Source organism: Pseudomonas sp. IT-P395, from assembly GCF_949767675.1.
Taxonomy (GTDB): domain Bacteria; phylum Pseudomonadota; class Gammaproteobacteria; order Pseudomonadales; family Pseudomonadaceae; genus Aquipseudomonas.
The window spans coordinates 125,327-143,995 of sequence record NZ_CATKPW010000058.1 but is presented as its reverse complement, the minus strand read 5'-3'; the positions used below and the strand labels follow the sequence as shown (position 1 = coordinate 143,995).

At 61.0% G+C, this 18,669-nt stretch carries 16 protein-coding genes; 10 read left to right on the top strand and 6 right to left on the bottom strand.

The window, feature by feature from the left end:
• Positions 1–61: 61 nt before the first annotated feature.
• Both ACM6IN_RS24380 and eat read right to left on the bottom strand, forming a co-directional pair.
• Complete coding sequence (locus tag ACM6IN_RS24380; protein ID WP_007908505.1) at positions 62–229, bottom strand: DUF2897 family protein; 168 nt, start codon at positions 227–229, stop codon at positions 62–64.
• A gap of 129 nt (positions 230–358) precedes the next feature.
• On the bottom strand, positions 359–1,723 hold the full coding sequence (gene eat, locus ACM6IN_RS24375; protein WP_007908507.1) for an ethanolamine permease: 1,365 nt from the start codon (positions 1,721–1,723) through the stop codon (positions 359–361).
• A 340-nt stretch (positions 1,724–2,063) separates the two neighbouring features.
• Between eat and kdpF the strand changes: the two genes are divergently transcribed.
• From kdpF to ACM6IN_RS24345, 6 genes are all read left to right on the top strand, one after another.
• Positions 2,064–2,153: a K(+)-transporting ATPase subunit F gene (gene kdpF, locus ACM6IN_RS24370; protein WP_007899818.1), complete on the top strand. Its 90-nt coding sequence runs from the start codon at positions 2,064–2,066 to the stop codon at positions 2,151–2,153.
• Between the two features lie 8 nt (positions 2,154–2,161).
• Positions 2,162–3,856 (top strand): potassium-transporting ATPase subunit KdpA, encoded by a 1,695-nt coding sequence (gene kdpA, locus ACM6IN_RS24365; protein ID WP_414916833.1) that lies wholly within the window; start codon positions 2,162–2,164, stop codon positions 3,854–3,856.
• 24 nt (positions 3,857–3,880) lie between these two features.
• On the top strand, positions 3,881–5,938 hold the full coding sequence (gene kdpB / locus ACM6IN_RS24360; RefSeq protein ID WP_007949740.1) for a potassium-transporting ATPase subunit KdpB: 2,058 nt from the start codon (positions 3,881–3,883) through the stop codon (positions 5,936–5,938).
• Between the two features lie 346 nt (positions 5,939–6,284).
• Entirely contained in the window at positions 6,285–6,830 is a 546-nt protein-coding gene (kdpC, locus tag ACM6IN_RS24355) for a potassium-transporting ATPase subunit KdpC (protein WP_007908524.1), read from the top strand.
• A 139-nt stretch (positions 6,831–6,969) separates the two neighbouring features.
• A complete protein-coding gene (locus ACM6IN_RS24350; protein ID WP_414916832.1) occupies positions 6,970–9,621 on the top strand; it encodes a DUF4118 domain-containing protein in 2,652 nt (883 codons plus the stop codon).
• Between the two features lie 48 nt (positions 9,622–9,669).
• Positions 9,670–10,368 (top strand): response regulator, encoded by a 699-nt coding sequence (locus ACM6IN_RS24345; RefSeq protein WP_414916831.1) that lies wholly within the window; start codon positions 9,670–9,672, stop codon positions 10,366–10,368.
• A gap of 141 nt (positions 10,369–10,509) precedes the next feature.
• Here ACM6IN_RS24345 and ACM6IN_RS24340 read toward each other — a convergent pair whose 3' ends face one another.
• Complete coding sequence (locus ACM6IN_RS24340; protein ID WP_007908542.1) at positions 10,510–11,559, bottom strand: patatin-like phospholipase family protein; 1,050 nt, start codon at positions 11,557–11,559, stop codon at positions 10,510–10,512.
• 215 nt (positions 11,560–11,774) lie between these two features.
• On the opposite strand from ACM6IN_RS24340, the gene ACM6IN_RS24335 reads away from it, so the two are divergent.
• The 3 genes from ACM6IN_RS24335 to ACM6IN_RS24325 all read left to right on the top strand — a co-directional run bounded on the left by ACM6IN_RS24335 (position 11,775) and on the right by ACM6IN_RS24325 (position 13,926).
• Positions 11,775–12,053: a hypothetical protein gene (locus ACM6IN_RS24335; RefSeq protein ID WP_007908543.1), complete on the top strand. Its 279-nt coding sequence runs from the start codon at positions 11,775–11,777 to the stop codon at positions 12,051–12,053.
• A 79-nt stretch (positions 12,054–12,132) separates the two neighbouring features.
• A complete protein-coding gene (locus ACM6IN_RS24330; protein ID WP_007908544.1) occupies positions 12,133–12,897 on the top strand; it encodes a CHAD domain-containing protein in 765 nt (254 codons plus the stop codon).
• Between the two features lie 234 nt (positions 12,898–13,131).
• On the top strand, positions 13,132–13,926 hold the full coding sequence (locus ACM6IN_RS24325) for an acyl-CoA thioesterase (RefSeq protein WP_007908545.1): 795 nt from the start codon (positions 13,132–13,134) through the stop codon (positions 13,924–13,926).
• A gap of 1 nt (position 13,927) precedes the next feature.
• On the opposite strand, the gene ACM6IN_RS24320 is transcribed toward ACM6IN_RS24325, so the two are convergent.
• The 3 genes from ACM6IN_RS24320 to ACM6IN_RS24310 all read right to left on the bottom strand — a co-directional run bounded on the left by ACM6IN_RS24320 (position 13,928) and on the right by ACM6IN_RS24310 (position 16,944).
• The gene (locus tag ACM6IN_RS24320; protein WP_007908547.1) at positions 13,928–14,293 is read right to left on the bottom strand and encodes an Mpo1-like protein; all 366 of its coding nucleotides are present in this window, start codon (positions 14,291–14,293) and stop codon (positions 13,928–13,930) included.
• Between the two features lie 187 nt (positions 14,294–14,480).
• On the bottom strand, positions 14,481–15,962 hold the full coding sequence (locus tag ACM6IN_RS24315) for a methyl-accepting chemotaxis protein (protein ID WP_414916830.1): 1,482 nt from the start codon (positions 15,960–15,962) through the stop codon (positions 14,481–14,483).
• A 175-nt stretch (positions 15,963–16,137) separates the two neighbouring features.
• Positions 16,138–16,944: a TatD family hydrolase gene (locus ACM6IN_RS24310; protein WP_095112941.1), complete on the bottom strand. Its 807-nt coding sequence runs from the start codon at positions 16,942–16,944 to the stop codon at positions 16,138–16,140.
• Positions 16,945–17,180: 236 nt separating this feature from the next.
• On the opposite strand from ACM6IN_RS24310, the gene ACM6IN_RS24305 reads away from it, so the two are divergent.
• The gene (locus tag ACM6IN_RS24305; RefSeq protein ID WP_007950156.1) at positions 17,181–18,602 is read left to right on the top strand and encodes a transglycosylase SLT domain-containing protein; all 1,422 of its coding nucleotides are present in this window, start codon (positions 17,181–17,183) and stop codon (positions 18,600–18,602) included.
• The last annotated feature ends 67 nt before the right edge of the window (positions 18,603–18,669 follow it).

The window sequence follows — 18,669 nt, the reverse complement described above, 5'->3', positions numbered from 1 at the left end:
CGTGCAGATAGGTCCAATGGCTATAAAAAGCACAAACCCCGCCGATCAGGCGGGGTTGTGTTCAGCGGTCCTGCGCATCTTTGGCGTCCGCTTCGGCATTGCGTTGGGCAACGCGTCGGCGTTCTTCATCGGTCAGATCGACCTTGTTGGCGGTGTCGCGCAACATCATCAATCCGCCGACGATCGAGCCGATTGCAACGACTAGAATCAACCAGGCATACCAAGGCATAACGGCTCTCCTTAAGGGCAGGTCGACGGACGAGGATTTCGCCGTGCGACGCTGCATACCACGTTTGAGCGAAGTGAACTCGCAGTGGTTCCATTCTAGGCCGCTTGCACCCGGTACACCCGAAATCCCTCAATTGCCCGTCAGCATCGCATCGGCCGGTGCGTTGGCACGCAGTTGTCCGGTGAGCAGGAAGTAGCCGAAACCGACTGCCATGAAGCCGAGGAAGATCAGCCCGATCAACGCGTTGAACCACGCCATCGCCACCAGACACACCACCGCCAGCACCAAGGCAATCAGCGGAATCAACGGGTAGCACGGCGCGCGGAAGGTACGTTCCAGATTCGGTTCCGATTTACGCAGTTTGAACAGACTGAGCATGCTCATGATGTACATCACGATCGCGCCGAATACCGCCATGGTGATCATCGCGGCGGTGAGGGTCATGCCGCCGAGGTTGATCAGACCGTCGCTGTAAATCGCCGCGATGCCGATGATGCCGCCGACAATGATGGCGCGGTGTGGCGTCTGGAAGCGTGAGAGTTTCGCCAGCGAGGCTGGGAGATAACCGGCGCGGGCCAGGGCGAAGAACTGCCGTGAATAGCCGAGGATGATGCCGTGGAAACTGGCGACCAGACCGAACAGACCGATCCACACCAGCATGTGCAGCCAGCCGGAGTTGTCGCCGACCACGGTTTTCATCGCCTGCGGTAGTGGGTCGTTGATGTTGGCCAGGGTGCGCCAGTCGCCGACGCCGCCGGCAAAGAACATCACACCCATCGCCAGCAACACCAGGGTCAGAATGCCGCTGATATAAGCCTTGGGAATCGTGCGTTTCGGATCCTTGGCTTCTTCGGCAGCCATCGCCGCGCCTTCGATGGCCAGGAAGAACCAGATCGCAAACGGAATGGCCGCGAACATCCCGGCAATCGCCGGCGCGCCAAACACGTCGGAGCCGGCCCAGCCATTCAAGGCAAAGTTGCTGAAGCTGAACGCAGGGGCGACCACGCCCATGAACACCAGCAATTCAGCCACGGCCAGCACGCAAACAATCAGTTCGAAAGTAGCCGCCAGTTTCACCCCAAGAATATTCAGCCCCATGAACACGATGTACGCACCGACCGCCGCGTGTTTCGGATCGAGCGCCGGAAACTGCACATTAAGGTAGGCGCCAATGGCTAGGGCGATTGCCGGTGGGGCGAAGACGAACTCGATCAGCGTTGCCAACCCGGCAATCAAGCCACCCTTTTCACCGAAGGCGCGACGGCTGTAGGCGAACGGCCCACCCGCATGGGGAATTGCGGTCGTGAGTTCGGTGAAACTGAAGATAAAACAGGTGTACATGGTCGCGACCATGAACGAGGTCACCAGAAACCCCAGGGTCCCGGCCACACCCCAGCCGTAACTCCAGCCGAAGTACTCTCCGGAAATCACCAGCCCTACCGCAATGCCCCACAGGTGCAGCGTGCCCAGCGTGGGTTTGAGTTGTGTGTTCATGCGTTTGCTCCCTGAACGGTTTGAAAAGCTCGGGAGAGGGCGTTTGCAGTGGGCGTGCCATTGCGTTGAAACAAGTCGTAATGAGTTGAAAGCTGTCGTATCGGGGATGTTCGCGGTGGGATAGCTGCTTTTTGTGCGCCAGTTGGGTGCGATGTCGGCGTTGATGCCGTCTTCGCGAGCAGGCCCGCCTGACGGCGCAAAAACCTGCTGTAACGCCGGCATAAACCCACTCTTTACGCTTTCTTTATGCCCAGCCAGACCCCTCGCTCTCGTTCCTTTACAGCCTCCTTTCCGACAATGCCTCCACACGCGGCAATACGCCGTAACACGGAGATCTTCCATGAGCGTTCTGGACGGGGTGTCACTGCTATTGGCAGTGGGGCTGTTCATTTATCTGTTGGTTGCGCTGTTGCGCGCGGATCGGAACTAGGAGCGGCTATGCACAGTTATGACTATTGGCTGATCCTCGCGTTTTTCGCGGTGGTCCTGCTGCCGGCGCCGCTGCTCGGGCGCTTCTACTACAAAGTGATGGAAGGTCAGCGCACCTGGCTGACGCCGGTTCTGGGCCCGGTCGAGCGCGGTTGCTATCGCATCGCCGGGGTCGATCCGCAGGCTGAGCAGAGCTGGCAGAAGTACACGCTGGCGCTGCTGGCGTTCAACCTCGCCGGTTTCCTCCTGCTGTTCGCGATTCTGTTGTTCCAGGATCACTTGCCACTGAACCCGCAAAATCTGCCGGGCCAGGAGTGGACGCAAGCGTTCAACACCGCGGTCAGTTTCATGACCAACACCAACTGGCAGTCCTACAGCGGCGAAGCGACCCTCAGCTACCTGAGCCAGATGGTCGGTCTCACCGTGCAGAACTTCGTCAGCGCCGCCACCGGCCTGGCCGTGCTGGTTGCGCTGTGCCGTGGCATCGGCCGCAAATCGACGAAAACTCTCGGCAACTTCTGGGTCGACATGACCCGCGCCACCCTCTACGGCCTGTTGCCGTTGTGCTTGCTTTTGGCGCTGTATCTGGTCTGGCAGGGCGTGCCGCAGACCTTTGCGCAGTATGTGAACGCGGTGACGATGCAAGGCGTTGATCAAGTGATCCCGCTCGGCCCGGCCGCCAGCCAGATTGCGATCAAGCAACTGGGCACCAACGGCGGCGGCTTCTTCGGCGTCAACTCGGCGCATCCGTTCGAGAACCCGACCGCGTGGAGCAACCTGTTCGAAGTCGCTTCGATCATTCTGATTCCGGTGGCGCTGGTGTTCACCTTCGGCCACTACGTCAAAGACCTGCGCCAGAGCCGCGCGATTATCGCCTGCATGCTCGCGCTGTTCCTGATCGGTGGCGCGACTTCGCTGTGGGCTGAGTACCAACCGACTCCGACCCTGAACAACGCCGCCGTCGAACAGACCGCGCCGCTGGAAGGCAAGGAAGCGCGCTTTGGCACCACCGCCACGGTGCTGTGGTCGGTGACGACGACGGCCGCGTCGAACGGTTCGGTCAACGGCATGCACGACAGCCTCAACCCGCTCAGCGGCATGGTCGCGCTGGTCAACATGATGGTCGGCGAAGTGATCTTCGGCGGCGTTGGTGCCGGGCTCTACGGCATGTTGCTCAACGTGCTGATCGCGGTGTTCCTCGCCGGTTTGATGATCGGTCGCACCCCGGAATACCTCGGCAAGAAACTCCAGGCGCGTGAGGTGCAATTACTGGTGGTGACCCTGCTGGTCATGCCGGTCGGCGTGCTGGTGCTCGGTGCGATTGCCGCAGCGGTTCCCAGTGCTGCGGCGACCATCAGCAACCCTGGTCCACACGGTTTCAGCCAGTTGCTCTATGCCTACACCTCGGCGAGCGCCAACAACGGCTCGGCGTTCGGTGGTCTGAGCGCCAACACGCCGTTCCACAATCTGATGTTGGGCCTGGGCATGTTGATCGGTCGCTTCGGTTACATCCTGCCGGTTCTGGCCTTGGCCGGCAGCCTGGCGATGAAGAAAACCGCACCGATCGGGCAGAACAGCTTCCCGACCCACGGCCCGCTGTTCGTGACCCTGTTGACCGTGACCATTTTGCTGGTGGGCGGCTTGACCTTTCTGCCAACCCTGGCGCTCGGCCCAATCGCGGAACACCTGAGCATGGGCTTCTAAGCCTTTCATTTTAGGAGCTGGATGATGAATATGCCCGCAATCAAACCCGCCGTCGTCAAGGCGCCGGAACAAGCGAAAACCGCGATCTCGGCCCTATGGCGGCCGGCGCTGGTGCAAGCCTTCGTCAAGCTCGACCCTCGGCAACTGAAACGTTCGCCGGTGATGCTGGTGGTCGAACTGACCGCAATTTTCACCACGGTGCTGTGCTTCATTCCCGACGCCGACGTGCCGACCTTCGTCGCTGCGCAAATCGCCCTGTGGCTGTGGTTCACCGTGCTGTTCGCCAACTTCGCCGAAGCCTTGGCCGAAGGTCGCGGCAAGGCCCGCGCCGACAGCCTCAAGGCTGGCAGCGAAGGCCTCAGCGCACGGCGTAAACAGGCTAACGGCAGCTTTCAGGTAGTGCCAGCGGCAAGTCTGCGCAAAGGCGATGTGGTGCGTGTCGAAGCCGGGGAAATGATCCCCGGTGACGGCGAAGTCATCGAAGGCATCGCCGCGGTCAACGAAGCGGCGATCACCGGTGAATCGGCGCCGGTGATTCGTGAATCCGGTGGCGATCGTTCGGCCGTCACTGGCAACACGCGACTGGTGTCTGACTGGTTGCTGGTGAAGATCACCGTCAACCCCGGTGAGTCGACTCTGGACCGCATGATCGCACTGGTCGAAGGCGCCAAGCGTCAGAAGACGCCAAACGAAGTGGCGCTGGACATCCTGCTGATCGGCCTGACCCTGATCTTCCTGTTGGTAGTCGTGACCCTGCAACCGTTCGCCCATTTCGCCAACGGCAGCCTGCCGCTGGTATTCCTTGTGGCGCTGCTGGTCACGCTGATCCCGACCACCATTGGCGGTTTGCTGTCGGCCATCGGTATTGCCGGGATGGATCGTCTGGTGCGCCTCAATGTGATTGCCAAGTCCGGTCGTGCGGTGGAAGCGGCGGGGGACGTGCATGTGCTGCTGCTCGACAAGACCGGCACCATCACCTTCGGTAACCGTCGTTGCAGCGCGGTGTATGCCGCGCCGGGTGTGAGCGGTCGCGAACTGGCTGAAGGTGCGTTGTTCGCATCCTTGGCCGACGAAACCGCTGAAGGTAAATCCATCGTCGAATACCTGCGCGGTCTGCACCCGCAGCCTGAGCCGGCGCTGGAAACCTTGACCGCTGTGCCGTTCAGCGCGGAAACCCGTTTGTCCGGTGTCGACTATCAGGGCCGCGTCTATCGCAAAGGTGCGGTGGACTCGCTGCTGAGTTTCCTCGGCCAGAAACGCTCGGATCTGGCTCCGGCACTGTCGCGGGAAATCGACAAGATCGCGCAGAGCGGTGGCACGCCATTGCTGGTGTGTGCCGACGGCAAATTGCTGGGCGCGATCCACCTCAAGGACGTGGTCAAACCAGGCATCCGCGAACGTTTCGCCGAACTGCGCAAACTGGGCATTCGCACCGTGATGGTCACCGGTGATAACCCGCTGACTGCCGCCGCCATCGCCGCTGAGGCGGGTGTCGATGACGTTCTCGCCGAAGCCACCCCGGAGAAAAAACTCGCGCGCATTCGTCATGAGCAAAACGACGGTCGCCTGGTCGCGATGTGCGGCGACGGCGCCAACGATGCCCCGGCGCTGGCTCAGGCTGACGTCGGCATGGCGATGAACGACGGCACCCAGGCTGCCCGCGAAGCGGCGAACATGGTCGACCTCGACAGCGATCCGACCAAGCTGCTCGACGTGGTGCAGATCGGCAAGGAATTGCTGGTGACCCGTGGCGCGCTGACGACGTTTTCCATCGCCAACGACGTGGCCAAATACTTCGCGATCCTGCCAGCGCTGTTTGCCTCGATTTATCCGCAACTGGGCGTGCTCAACATCATGCAGTTGACCAGTCCGCAGAGCGCGATCCTCTCGGCCATCGTCTTCAACGCCTTGATCATCGTCGTGCTGATTCCACTGGCGCTGCGCGGTGTGCGCGTGCAGGCGGCGAGTGCGGCAGCGTTGCTACGGCGCAATCTGCTGATCTACGGATTGGGCGGGATTCTGGTGCCGTTTGTGGGGATCAAGGCGATCGACATGTTGCTCACGGCGCTGCATTTGGTGTGAGGCTGATATCGCAGCCCCTCACCCTAACCCTCTCCCGGTGGGAGAGGGGACTGATCGAGGTGTTTGCGGGAGTTTCACCGACTTGAGATACCGAGCCGAACTCAGGTTTTGAACTGCACAAAGATCGGCTCCCTTTCCTCTTGTCGCCTTCGTGGGAGAGGGGACTGATTGAGGTGTTTGCGGGAGCTACACCGACTTGAGATATCGAGCCGAACTCAGGTTTTGAACTGCACAAAGATCGGCTCCCTTTCCCCCTCGCCCCCTTGGGGGAGAGGGCTGGGGTGAGGGGGAAGAGATCTCCCTGATACCCCGCAAAAGTTTGCCCAACGAATTCGAGGATTTTGAAATGTCCACAATGATACGTCCGGCCCTGAGCCTGCTGGTGCTGATGACCCTGGTCACCGGCGTCGCCTATCCACTGGTGGTGACCGGCGTCGCGCAAGTCGCATTCCCCGCTCAAGCCAACGGCAGCCTGGTGCACGACGCCGACGGTAAAGTCCGTGGCTCGTCACTGATTGCCCAGGATTTTGTCGGCGATGCGTGGTTCCATCCACGTCCCTCCGCCGGTGCGTTTGCCACCGTTTCCAGCAGCGCGAGCAACCTGGCGCCGAGCAATCCGGCACTCGCCACGCGGGTGATCGACGATGCCAACAAATTGCAGGTTCCTGGTCAGGGCCCGGTGCCATTGGCCTTGCTGACCACCTCCGGCAGCGGCCTTGATCCGCACTTGCCACCGGCAGCGATTGCCTATCAACTGGCGCGTGTCGCAGCAGCGCGAAATGTGCCGGTATCGACTCTTCAGCAACTGCTCGATGCGCATATCGAACAGCCGCTGGTGGGGCCGCCGGTGGTCAATGTGCTGGAGCTGAACATGGCCCTGGAAAAACTGTAGACGATGATCGTTCCCACGCTCTGCGTGGGAATGCATCAATGGACGCTCCGCGTCCGCTTTGGTGGGACGCAGAGCGTCCCGGGCTGCATTCCCACGCAGAGCGTGGGAACGAGATCATCAGGAAGAGAGAACATCAAGCATGAGCGACTCCGGCCGCGCCGACGCGCTGTTAGCAGACCTGCCCCGTGACGGCCGTGGCCGGCTCAAGGTTTTCCTCGGCGCGGCCCCCGGTGTCGGCAAGACTTACGCCATGCTTCAGGCTGCCCACACGCAATTGCGCCAAGGCGTGAAAGTCCTCGCTGGGGTCGTTGAAACCCACGGCCGCGCCGAAACCGAAGCGTTGCTTGGCGGCCTGCCGCAGCAACCGCTGGTGCGCTCGGAATACCGTGGCGTGATGCTCGAAGAAATGGACCTCGACGGCATTCTCGCGTCCAGGCCGAAGTTGGTGCTGGTCGATGAACTGGCCCACAGCAACGCCCCCGGCAGCCGCCACGCGAAACGCTGGCAAGACATTCAGGAACTGCTCGCCGCCGGTATCGACGTATTCACCACGGTCAACGTCCAGCACCTGGAAAGCCTCAACGATCAGGTGCGCGGCATCACCGGTGTGCAAGTGCGCGAAACCCTGCCGGACTGGGTGCTGCAAGAAGCCTACGAACTGCTGTTGATCGACCTGCCGCCGCGTGAACTGCTCGAGCGTCTGCGTGAAGGCAAGGTCTACGTGCCGGAACAGGCCCGCGCAGCGATCGATGCGTTTTTCACCCAGACCAACCTCACCGCGTTGCGCGAACTGGCGATGCAAACCGCCGCTGCGCAGGTCGATAACGATCTCGCTCAAGGCTATCGCCAGCTCGGTCAGGCCGCCCCGGCAGTGCGCGGGCGATTGCTGGTCGGCGTCGATGGTGATGCGCAAGCCGAACGCCTGGTACGGCATGCCAGTCGCGTTGCCCAGCGCCGGCATTTACCGTGGAGTCTGGTGCATGTCGATAACGGCAGCGTACGCGACGAGCAATCGCGCCTGCGCCTGCAAAGTGCTCAGCAACTGGCCGAGCGCCTCGGTGGAGAAGTGGTGTTGCTGCGCGCCGGTGAAGTGGCGAAAACCTTGGTCCAGCATGCTGCCGAGCGCCGTGCGAGTCTGGTGTTGGTCGGCCAGTCTCGGCCCAGTTGGCGTCGTCGACTGTTCGGCGGTGGCTTGGCGGCGCGTCTGTTGCGTCAGGCCCATGGGCTGGAAATCAACGTCCTCGACAACGATCATGAACACCCGCAGTCGCGCCCGCGAAACCCGCTGACACTGGTGTGGTTCGACTATGCGCTGGCGCTGGTTGCCACGGTGTTGGCCAGTGCGCTGGCGTGGGCGGTGTCGAGTGTGTTGCCGCTGCCGAATATCTCGCTGGTGTTCCTCGCGGCAGTGTTGCTGGTGGCGGTGCGCAGCAGTCTCGGTCCGGCGCTGGCCTGTGCGGCGTTGTCGTTTCTGACCTATGACTTTCTGTTCATCCCGCCGAATTTTTCCTTCGCCATCCAGCGCGAAGAAGACGTCCTGACTTTATTGTTTTTCCTGTTGATGGCGGCGCTCACCGGTAATCTTGCGGCGCGTCAGCGTCGGCAATTGCAAGCCTTGCGTGACACCCAGGAAGAAACCACCGAACTGCTTGACCTGTCGCGCAAACTCACCGCCGCCACCGATCGCCAGGCTGTGGTCAGCGCTGCCGCGCAACACCTCAATGGCTGGAGCGATCTGCAGTTGTGCCTGCTTAATCGCGACGGCCAGGGCGGCTGGAAAATCGAGACCGGCGGGCCGCTGGAATTTACCGAGTCCGAACGCGCCGCCGCCGATTGGGCCTGGCAGCACGATCAACCGGCGGGCATGGGCACCGGCACGTTGCCGTTCGGACGCTGGTGGTGGTGGCCGCTGTCGGTCGAGGATGGGCCGCTGGCGTTGCTTGGCGTGTGTGCCAAGGAAGGCCAGACCTTGAGTGGCCAGCGTCGCCGCTTGCTCACCGCGTTGAGTCAGCCGCTCGCCCAAGCGCTGGCGCGCGCGCAGTTGGCCGATGACCTGGAAGCCGCGCGCCTGCACGGCGAGACCGAACAATTGCGCAGTGCGCTATTGGCGTCGGTGTCCCACGACTTGCGTACTCCGCTGACCGCCATGCGCGGCAGCATCGACAGCCTGTTGGCCCTCGGCGAAGCGATCCCGCTGGAAGATCGTCGTGAACTGCTCGAAGGCACCCGCGACGAAGCCGAACGCCTCGACCGCTACATTCAGAACCTGCTCGACATGACCCGGCTCGGCCACGGTGCGCTGAAACTGGCGCGGGACTGGGTGTCGCCCGCCGATATCGTCGGCAGCTCACTCAATCGCCTGCGCGCGGTATTGGCGCCGCTCCAGGTCAGTACCGATGTGCCGAGTGAGTTGCCGCTATTGTTCGTCCATGCCGCGTTGATTGAACAGGCATTGGTCAATGTGATGGAAAACGCTGCACGCTTTTCGCCACCTCACGGTCGTCTGCAACTGAATGCGGGAGCGAATGACGAGGAGATTTTCTTCTCGGTCAGCGACGAGGGGCCGGGGATTCCCGAGGATGAGCGGGCGAAGATTTTCGACATGTTCTACACCGCAGCCCGTGGTGATCGCGGGGGGCAGGGCACTGGCCTCGGCCTGGCAATCTGTCAGGGCATGGTCGGCGCGCACGGCGGTCGCATCAGTGTCGCCGACGGCATCGACGGACGCGGCACCTGCATCACTTTGCACTTGCCGTTGCAAGCGCAACCGGGGATGGACAATGAAGCCTGATGCGGACTGCGCTAATCTCTTGCCACTCTTTTGTGTTGATGTGAATTCATGAGCCAGACCGCGACCATTTTGGTCATCGACGACGAACCGCAGATCCGCAAGTTCCTGCGCATCAGCCTCGCTTCCCAGGGCTACAAAGTGCTTGAGGCCGGCACCGGTGCCGAAGGCTTGGCGCAGGCGGCGCTGAACAAACCGGATTTGCTGGTGCTCGACCTCGGCCTGCCGGACATGGACGGCCAGCAAGTGCTGCGCGAATTTCGCGAGTGGGCCACGGCGCCGGTGTTGGTGTTGTCGGTGCGCGCCAGCGAAGGGCAGAAAGTCCAGGCACTGGATGGCGGCGCCAATGACTACGTGACCAAGCCGTTCGGCATCCAGGAGTTTCTCGCCCGGGTCCGCGCCTTGTTGCGTCAGGCGCCGGCGGGGGAGGCGCAGCAGGCGGCGTTGAGTTTCGGCCCGTTGACCGTGGATCTGGCCTATCGGCGGGTGTTGCTCGACGGTGTCGAAGTGGCGCTGACTCGTAAGGAGTACGCAGTGCTGGCGCAACTGGCGCGGCATCCGGGGCGGGTAATTACCCAGCAGCAATTGCTCAAGGATATCTGGGGGCCGACCCACACCGAGGACAGCCATTATCTGCGGATTGTGGTGGGGCATTTGCGCCAGAAACTCGCGGATGATCCGACGCGGCCGCGGTTTATCGTGACTGAGGCGGGGGTTGGCTATCGGCTGTTGAGTGACAACATTCTTTAGCCATTTGTTGTCCCGGCAGACGCCATCGCTGGCAAGCCAGCTCCCACAGGTTTTTCAGCTGTGATTGAAATCTGTGTATCACCTCGATCACTGTGGGAGCTGGCTTGCCAGCGATGAGGCCCTTAAAGACTGCGGAAAACTTCAGGGCTCTCTGCTCTGCTCACTGTCATACCGATCCAGCGTATCCCGCGCAATCTCGCGCCCCAACGCGATCAGCTCCGGCGCCTTGTAAAACTCGAAAAACCGGCACACCCGCTTCGGCACGTTGATCAGGATGTCCGGCGGATACCCGGCGATCTTGTACTGCGCCAACGAGGTCTGCATCACCTCGAAACTCTGGTTGATCAAATCCAGCAGCGACGCCGGCCCGACGTTATCGATGATGAATGAACCGGTCGCCGACTTCGGCGCGCCTTCACGCTCTGGCGCGGCGGCCGGTTGCTGGCTCTCCGGCTCGGCGCCGTCCAGCCAAGGGTTGATGTCTGCTGCTTCGGCGCGCAACGCTTCCTGCTCGAGCCGCAACAGTTGCTCGGCCTGTGTACGGCGGAACGGCATCTTCGATCCCAGTGATCTGATCAGGTTGTCGAAGCGTGAGCGGAACGCGGCGGGGCGCTGGATCACCGGCAGTTTGTAGTGACGCTGGTTGGTCGAGTTGAGGTTGACCGCAATGATCAGATCACAGTGGCTCGACACCACCGGCACGATCGGCAACGGGTTGAGAATGCCGCCGTCGACCAGCATGCGATTGCCTTGCATCACTGGCGTGAACAGACTCGGAATCGCCGCCGAGGCGCGCATCGCCTGATGCAGGCAGCCTTCCTGAAACCAGATCTCCTGTTGGTTGGTGAGGTCGGCAGCGACCGCGGTGTAGGGGATGCGCAAGTCTTCGATGTTGATTTCGCCGACGATCTTGCGGATCTGGCCGAAGACCTTTTCGCCGCGAATCGCGCCGAGGCGGAAACTCACGTCGACCAGGCGCAGTACGTCCAGATAGTCGAGACTTTCGATCCAGTTGCGGTATTCATCGAGCTTGCCGGCGGCGTAGATCCCGCCGACCACGGCGCCCATCGAACAGCCGGCAATGCAGGCGATTTCGTACCCGCGTTTCTCGATCTCTTCAATGACCCCGATATGGGCATAGCCCCGGGCGCCACCGGAGCCCAGTACCAGCGCGACACGTTTTTTTTTCATCCAGCGTCCTCCCGACAAGGTTCCACAATGCACCCATCGCCGGACCGGCTCAATCGCCGAAGTCGTTCAGTGCGCCAGTGACGTCGTTTTTTCGCTCCTGCATGACCCTTCAGCGCTATCCTTCTCAGTTGCGCGGTTTCACCCGCCGGCAAGGCACTTTTTCGCAGCCAGGCCGTCTTACCTGCACGACTGTTGACCTATTTGAGGTGTGAGTGATGAAAGCCTGGATCTGTGTGCCGTTGATGGCTCTGGCATTGGCCGGTTGCGCCGGTAAAACCGCTTACCGCGACAGCTGCGGCAGCCAGCTCGACGCGGCCTGGCATGAGCTGGATCTGGCCAAGGCCGAAGGCTTTGCCGGCACCGTCAGCTACTCCAAAGCGTTGTCGCTGCTGACTGCCGCGAAGACTCAGCAACAATTCGAGGGTTTCGAAGGCTGCAGCAAGAAAGCCGAGAAAGCGCGTTTCTACATTCGCGAATCCCGCGCCGGCCGCTAAGCTGCTGACGTGAAGCAAGGAGGCTGCGTTCGCTGGGCAGCAGAATGATCGTCAGAGCCATTTGAATCAGGAGCAAGTGATGTCTGCGTTGGTTGACCGGTTGGTGGCTCATGTCCTGAGTCTGGAGGTGCGGCTGCTGGCCTGTCAGGCGCGATTGACGGCACGTACCGACCCCGAGGCGCTGCACGATCTGCGCACTACGGTGCGGCGCTTGCGCAGCCTGTTGCGGCCATTGCGCGGCTTGCCCGGTGTCGAGCAACTGGAAGATGCCGCCTCGGCGGTCGGCCAATTGACCACCCCGTGGCGTGATCGCGAGGTGTTGGCGGCGTACCTGCTCGCGCATGATCAGCCCGAAGCCGCGCAACGCCGCATGGCGCAGATGGCCGAGGCTTATCCGGCGCTGGCGGCGAGTGCCGAAGTGGCCTCGCTGCTGATGATTCTCGACGCGTTCCCGCGATTTCTGCGCGCCTCACAGCGTCAGGGCTTGCTCAAAGGTTTGGACAAGCGCATCGAGAAACGCCTCGGCAAGCAATGGCAGAAACTCGACGAGGCGCTGCACGATCCCGCTCACGACCGTCACCGCTTGCGTTTGCTGATCAAGCGCGTGCGCTACGGCATCGAAGCCTATCCCGAACTGGACCGCTTGCCCGAGGCGGCGCTGGCGCGATTGAAGTCGGCCCAAGGCGCGTTGGGTGACTGGCACGATTGCTGGCAGTGGCTGGCGAAAGCCGAACTGGAGGCGGATCTTCAGCCCTGTGTCGCCACTTGGCAGGCGACCATGATCAAAGCCGAAAGCAAAGCTGATCGTGTGCTGGAAAAACTCAGTTCAGCCTGTTTCAAATAACCTGAGCCCCGCGATATCCCCTGCAGGAGCTGCCGAAGGCTGCGATCTTTTGATCTTGTTGTTAAAAATCAAAATCAAAAGATCGCAGCCTTCGGCAGCTCCTACAGGGTTTTGTGTCTGTATTTGAAATACGCTAAGGCCTTTCTGTCAGCCCATTTGACCGGAATAGACGCTGCGGCGCTGTGCAGGTCTGGTTAAGATCCCTGCATTCCTTTTTCGTTTTTTGAGGTTGCCATGCGCTTTAGCGATCTGCTCGAGGCGGTCCGCCGCCAACCGGAACTGACCATTCCTGCCGAATGGGGCCAGGGGCGTGCGAGCTTCGGTGGTCTGGTGGCTGCGCTGCAATACGAAGCCATACGCGCGAAGGTCCCGGCGGATCGCCCGGTACGTTCGCTGGCGATCACCTTTGTCGGCCCGGTCGAGCCTGAAGTTCCGGTGAGTTTCGAAGTGGATGTACTGCGCGAAGGCAAGGCCGTCAGCCAGGTCATGGGCCGGGCGATCCAGAATGGTCAGGTGGTGACCATCGTTCAGGGTAGTTTCGGTGCCTCTCGGCCTTCGGAGGTCGCAGTCGAAGCGTATCCGGCGCCGTCCATGAAACACTGGGATGAATGCCAGGAATTACCCTATATCAAAGGCGTGACCCCGGAGTTCATGCGTCATCTGGCAATGCGCTGGAGCGTCGGCGGCATGCCGTTCACCGGCACTCAATCGCGGCTGATGGGCGGCTGGGTGCGCTTGCGTGGAGATGTCAAAGAAGAACCGGTCAACGAGGCGCATCTGCTGGCCTTGGTCGATGCGTGGCCGCCCGCGCTGTTGCCGTATCTGAAGAAGCCTGCACCGGGCAGTACGCTGACCTGGACCATCGAATTTGTGCAGCCGCTACACGATTTGAGTACGCTGGACTGGTGCCAATACCTGGCCGACATCGAGTACGCCGCCGATGGCTACGGCCATGTCGCCGCCAAGCTGTGGAGCGCAGAAGGTGAACTGATTGCGATGAGTCGCCAGACCGTCACGATCTTCGCCTGAGTCAGTGCCGACGGTGGCGTTCACGCCAGGCGCGCCACCAGCCGCCGCTGAGAAAGAAGCGCGGAAAGGTCAGAAACTGCTCGACCAATAAGCGCGACACGGCATCTTTACGATCACTGAACGGCTCGGAGGCTTGCGCCTCCAGGCTGTGGCCGTGGCGCTGCAAACCCAGCGCCGCAACGATACCGATCACGCCGATGGCGACGCTGGCCAGACTCAGGCTGAACACCCCGGACACGATCAGCAGAAACGCGACGATAAACAACGGCACGGCAATCAGGTGCAGCACCAGATTGGTCGGGTGCTGGTGATTACCCGGGTACGCGCGCCATTGCCACGCGGGAAGATTGGGGTGACGTTTGCCCATGTTTTCTACTCCTCGATCCATGTTGAACACATGCTTGAAGAATAGGCCCGGGCGGCGAGGGCGGCGAATCAAGGTTGGCTATTGGCATCATAGTCATGATGGACAAAAAAGATCGCAGCCTTCGGCAGCTCCGGCATCTAAATGCGTACACCTGCAGGAGCTGCCGAAGGCTGCGATCTTTTGATCTTCAGAGCTTCAATTGACCTATGGCCTTGCTCAACTCCCCGGCCAACGTCGCCAGCTCATTACTGGTCGTCGCCGAATCCACTGTTTGCTGCACGGTGTTTTCGGTCACATCACGAATACTCACCACCGCCCGGTTCATCTCCTCGGCAACCTGGCTTTGCTGCTCCGCCGCCACGGCAATCTGCGTGTTGCTTTCACGCATCTGCGCCACCGCCCCGGTGATTTCCGCCAGTGCTTCGCCGGCCTCCTGCGCCTGCTGCACGCAATCGTCGGCCTTGTACGAACTCTCCTGCATGAAATCCACCGCATCGCGGGTGCCAGCCTGCAAGGCCGAGACCATCGTGGTGATCTCATCGGTCGAGGTCTGCACCCGTTTCGCCAGATTGCGCACCTCATCGGCGACCACGGCAAACCCCCGGCCCATTTCACCGGCGCGGGCGGCCTCGATGGCAGCGTTCAGGGCGAGCAAGTTGGTCTGCTCGGCAATGCTGTGAATCACGCTGACCACGCCGTTGATCTTCTGACTGTCCTCGGCCAGCCGTTGAATCATCTCGGCCGTCTGCTGCACACCGCTGGACAGCCCGGCAATCGAGTGCTGCACCCGGGCGACCACTTGCTGACCGCTGCCAGCGAGGCCATCGGCAGTCTGCGACAAGTCGCGGGTGGCGCCGGCGTGTTGGGCGATGTGATAAACCGTGGCGGTCATTTCGTTGATCGCGGTAGCGGCCTGATCGGTTTCGCTCTGCTGACCGAGCATGCCGTGGCGCACTTCGTTCATGCTCGATGCCAGTCGCGCCGCGCCGACATCCAGTTGCCGTGCGGTGTTGGCCACGGTGGTGACGACGCGCTGGTAACCGGCCTGCATCGCGTTGAACGCATTGGCCATCTGCCCGACTTCGTCTTTGCCGGCCAGTGGCACACGAGCCGAGAGATCGCCGCTTTTCTCAACGTGAAGCATGACGTCCTTCAAGGTGTTGAGCTGGCTGAGCAGAAAGCGGATCAGCAGTTGCGAGGCACACAGCATGGCGAACATCAGAATGAACACCGCCACCGCATAGTTGGCGAAACGCTCGCTGAACACCTGACTCAGACTCGGGCCGTAGGCAATGACCGCAACTTGCTGGCCATCGGCACGACTGAACACTTCGGCGCCCATCAGCGGGTTATCGCCGAACAGCGGCAGGTGATTGATCTCGTTCCAGCCGTTGCTTTCCGTGATTTCCAGCAAGGGCTGATCGTTCAGGCGCGGTGCTTCGCCGCGCTTGAAGGTCAGCACCTGATCGGCCTTCGGCAATGACTGCCCGACCGGCCAGGCCTTGAGCAATTGCGCCTGGGCTTGCGCCGAGGCCTGAGACGCGTGACTGCGCGCCTGTTGTTCGAGCTGCACGGCGTACAGCACCAGCAACAGGGTGGTGACGAAGGCGACCGCATTGACCGCCCAGAATTTGTATTTCAGCGAGATATTGCTAAGCCAGGCACCCATGGAGGTCTTCTCTGATAGCGGAAACAGTTTTGGCAAGGTGCCATTATTGTGCCGCTATGCAGAGGACTCGATTTGATGTGAGTCAAGAGATCAAAAGATCGCAGCCTTCGGCAGCTCCTACATTGGGATGGCGTACGCCCTGTAGGAGCTGCCGAAGGCTGCGATCTTTTGCGGCTTACGCCAATGCCGGGAGGTTGTAGAACGCGCGGGCACACGCGGTGGTGTGCGCCGCCAGATCTTCCTCGGTTTCGCCACGATGCAACGCCACTTCGCGCAGCACTTCAGTCAGATACGCCGGTTCATTGCGCCCATTCTTTGGTTTCGGTCGCAGGGTGCGCGGCAGCAGGTACGGCGCATCGCTTTCCAGCATCAGGCGCCCGCGCTTGATCTCTTTCACCAACGGATGCAAATGCGTGCCCCGACGCTCATCGCAGATCCAGCCAGTGATACCGATGTGCAGGTCCAGATCGAGATAGCTGAACAGGGCTTTTTGCTCGCCGGTGAAGCAATGCACCACAGTGGCGGGCAGTTGATCGCGGAAGACTTTGAGGATTTCCAACAGGCGCTGGCTGGCATCGCGCTCGTGCAGGAAGACCGGCAATTGCAGTTCAACGGCCAACGCCAAATGTTCTTCGAGGACTTTTTCCTGCTGTGGGCGCGGCGAGAAATCCCGGTTGAAATCCAGCCCGCATTCACCCACGGCGACGACGTTTTTTTCTTGCAACAGACTGCGCAAACGTCGGGCGCTGTCAGCGTTCCAGTCACTGGCCGAATGCGGGTGAATACCGGCGGTGGCGAACAGCCGCTGGCCACTTTCATCGAGTTGCTGGCACAGCTCTAAAGCTTGTTCGCTGCCCTCGACGCTGGTGCCGGTCAGCACCAGTTGGCAGACCCCGGCCGCATAGGCGCGATCAAGCACGGCCTGGTGTTTGTCGGCGAAACTGGGGTTGGTCAGGTTGACGCCGATATCGATGAGTTGCATGGTTGCTACCTCGGGCCGAAGGCCGGAAAGCATACCAGAGCTGTAGATTCATAAGAAAAGCCAAGAACTACAACGAGTTATAGCTGTCTTTTGATGCCGCGACGCAGCCCGGTTTGGCAGAAGTGCCATTACTGTGCCAGTCTCTCGCACTTTGCCAGCGCTCCAAGCGCTCTGTTTTTGTCGGTGATTTCGATCTTTCAGAGATGAAATTGCCCCGTATTCTTTCCGGAGAGTGGATGGTTCGTCCCTCGGTTTTGCTCCTGTTGTGTGGATCGTTGCTACTGCCGATGACGGCGGTTGCGCGCCTGCCCGGGCCGTTGCAAGCCGTGCCGGCCGCCAAGGTGCGGGACTTGTCCGAGATTCGCAGCAGCCGCGTGTTGCGCGTACTGGTCAACCAGAGCCGCAACAGCTCCGGCGAAGTTCAGGGCCAGGCCATCGGCGTCGAATACCATCGCCTGCGTGCCTTCGAGCAATACCTCAATGGCCATGCTCGCGATGGCCAGGAAATCACCCTCAAGATCATTCCCAAAGCCAAGGACCAATTGCTCGGCGCCTTGCAGCGTGGCGAAGGTGATCTGGTCGCACCGGGTGAATTGCTCGATCTGCAATCTGGCTATGCCGTGGCCAGTAGCGAACCGGTCGCCAGCAACGTGCCGCTGGTGTTGGTCGGGATCAAGGGCGAGCGACGCTACACCAAGGTCGAGCAACTTTCCGGCAAAACCCTCGCGTTGCCCACCGGCAGTGCGGCGGGGGAGGCGGTCAGTCAGCTCAATCAGAAACTGGCGTTGCACAAACTGGCGCCGATCAAGATCGAATGGGTCGATCCGACCCTGGCGGTCGAAGATGTGCTGGAGATGGTTCAGGGCGGGATTTTTCACCTGACCATCGTCGAACAACCTATCGCCGAGCGTTGGGGCAAGATCCTGCCGAAGCTGCGTTTTGACCGGCAACTGATCATCAGCGAGCCGGGCGAGGAGTACTGGTTCGTGCGCCGTGACGCCGCAATGTTGCGTGCAAGCATTGACCGCTTCCTCGGCGGTTACAAGAAACCCTCGAACGAAGATGCTGCGTTTTTGCGCATCTATCGACGCCTGTACCAAGTCCACAATCCGTTGGCTAAGGCCGATCGCCAGCGTCTCGAAAAACTGCGCCCGACTCTGCAAAAGCACGCCGCCGCGCAGAACATGGACTGGCTGAATCTGGCCGCACTGGCGTTCAAGGAATCACGCCTGCAACCCAACGCCCGTAGCGGCAGCGGCCCGACGGGGCTGATGCAGATCACGCCTTCCGCCGCTCAGCGAGTCGGCGTGAGCAATATTCAGAATCTCGATGCGAATGTACAGGCCGGGGCCAAGTACCTGGCGATGATTCGCCGCAAGTTTTTCAACAGCCCCAAACTCAACGAGCGCGAGCGCATGGCCTTCACCCTCGCGGCCTACAACATTGGCCCCGAGCGCGTGCAGGGCATGCGCGCCGAGGCCCGGCGGCGCGGGCTGAATCCCAACCAGTGGTTCTTCCAGGTCGAGCGCATTGCCATGGAGCAGGTAGGAATGGGGCCGGTCAGCTATGTTAATAGCGTGAACAAGTATTACTTGGCGTTCGACCGGGAGCGGGAGTCGTTGGAGCCCGGGGCGCAAAAAGTCGTCTCACGGAAATGATCTAATAAACTGATTGTTATGGCGGAATATTTGCGCTTTTAACATGAGTTTTACTGATTAATATAGC

Coding starts and splice junctions, on each gene's coding strand:
- ACM6IN_RS24380 (WP_007908505.1), bottom strand. CDS start 229: ATGCCTTGGTATGCCTGGTTGATTCTAGTCGTTGCAATCGGCTCGATC.
- eat (WP_007908507.1), bottom strand. CDS start 1,723: ATGAACACACAACTCAAACCCACGCTGGGCACGCTGCACCTGTGGGGC.
- kdpF (WP_007899818.1), top strand. CDS start 2,064: ATGAGCGTTCTGGACGGGGTGTCACTGCTATTGGCAGTGGGGCTGTTC.
- kdpA (WP_414916833.1), top strand. CDS start 2,162: ATGCACAGTTATGACTATTGGCTGATCCTCGCGTTTTTCGCGGTGGTC.
- kdpB (WP_007949740.1), top strand. CDS start 3,881: ATGAATATGCCCGCAATCAAACCCGCCGTCGTCAAGGCGCCGGAACAA.
- kdpC (WP_007908524.1), top strand. CDS start 6,285: ATGTCCACAATGATACGTCCGGCCCTGAGCCTGCTGGTGCTGATGACC.
- ACM6IN_RS24350 (WP_414916832.1), top strand. CDS start 6,970: ATGAGCGACTCCGGCCGCGCCGACGCGCTGTTAGCAGACCTGCCCCGT.
- ACM6IN_RS24345 (WP_414916831.1), top strand. CDS start 9,670: ATGAGCCAGACCGCGACCATTTTGGTCATCGACGACGAACCGCAGATC.
- ACM6IN_RS24340 (WP_007908542.1), bottom strand. CDS start 11,559: ATGAAAAAAAAACGTGTCGCGCTGGTACTGGGCTCCGGTGGCGCCCGG.
- ACM6IN_RS24335 (WP_007908543.1), top strand. CDS start 11,775: ATGAAAGCCTGGATCTGTGTGCCGTTGATGGCTCTGGCATTGGCCGGT.
- ACM6IN_RS24330 (WP_007908544.1), top strand. CDS start 12,133: ATGTCTGCGTTGGTTGACCGGTTGGTGGCTCATGTCCTGAGTCTGGAG.
- ACM6IN_RS24325 (WP_007908545.1), top strand. CDS start 13,132: ATGCGCTTTAGCGATCTGCTCGAGGCGGTCCGCCGCCAACCGGAACTG.
- ACM6IN_RS24320 (WP_007908547.1), bottom strand. CDS start 14,293: ATGGGCAAACGTCACCCCAATCTTCCCGCGTGGCAATGGCGCGCGTAC.
- ACM6IN_RS24315 (WP_414916830.1), bottom strand. CDS start 15,962: ATGGGTGCCTGGCTTAGCAATATCTCGCTGAAATACAAATTCTGGGCG.
- ACM6IN_RS24310 (WP_095112941.1), bottom strand. CDS start 16,944: ATGCAACTCATCGATATCGGCGTCAACCTGACCAACCCCAGTTTCGCC.
- ACM6IN_RS24305 (WP_007950156.1), top strand. CDS start 17,181: ATGGTTCGTCCCTCGGTTTTGCTCCTGTTGTGTGGATCGTTGCTACTG.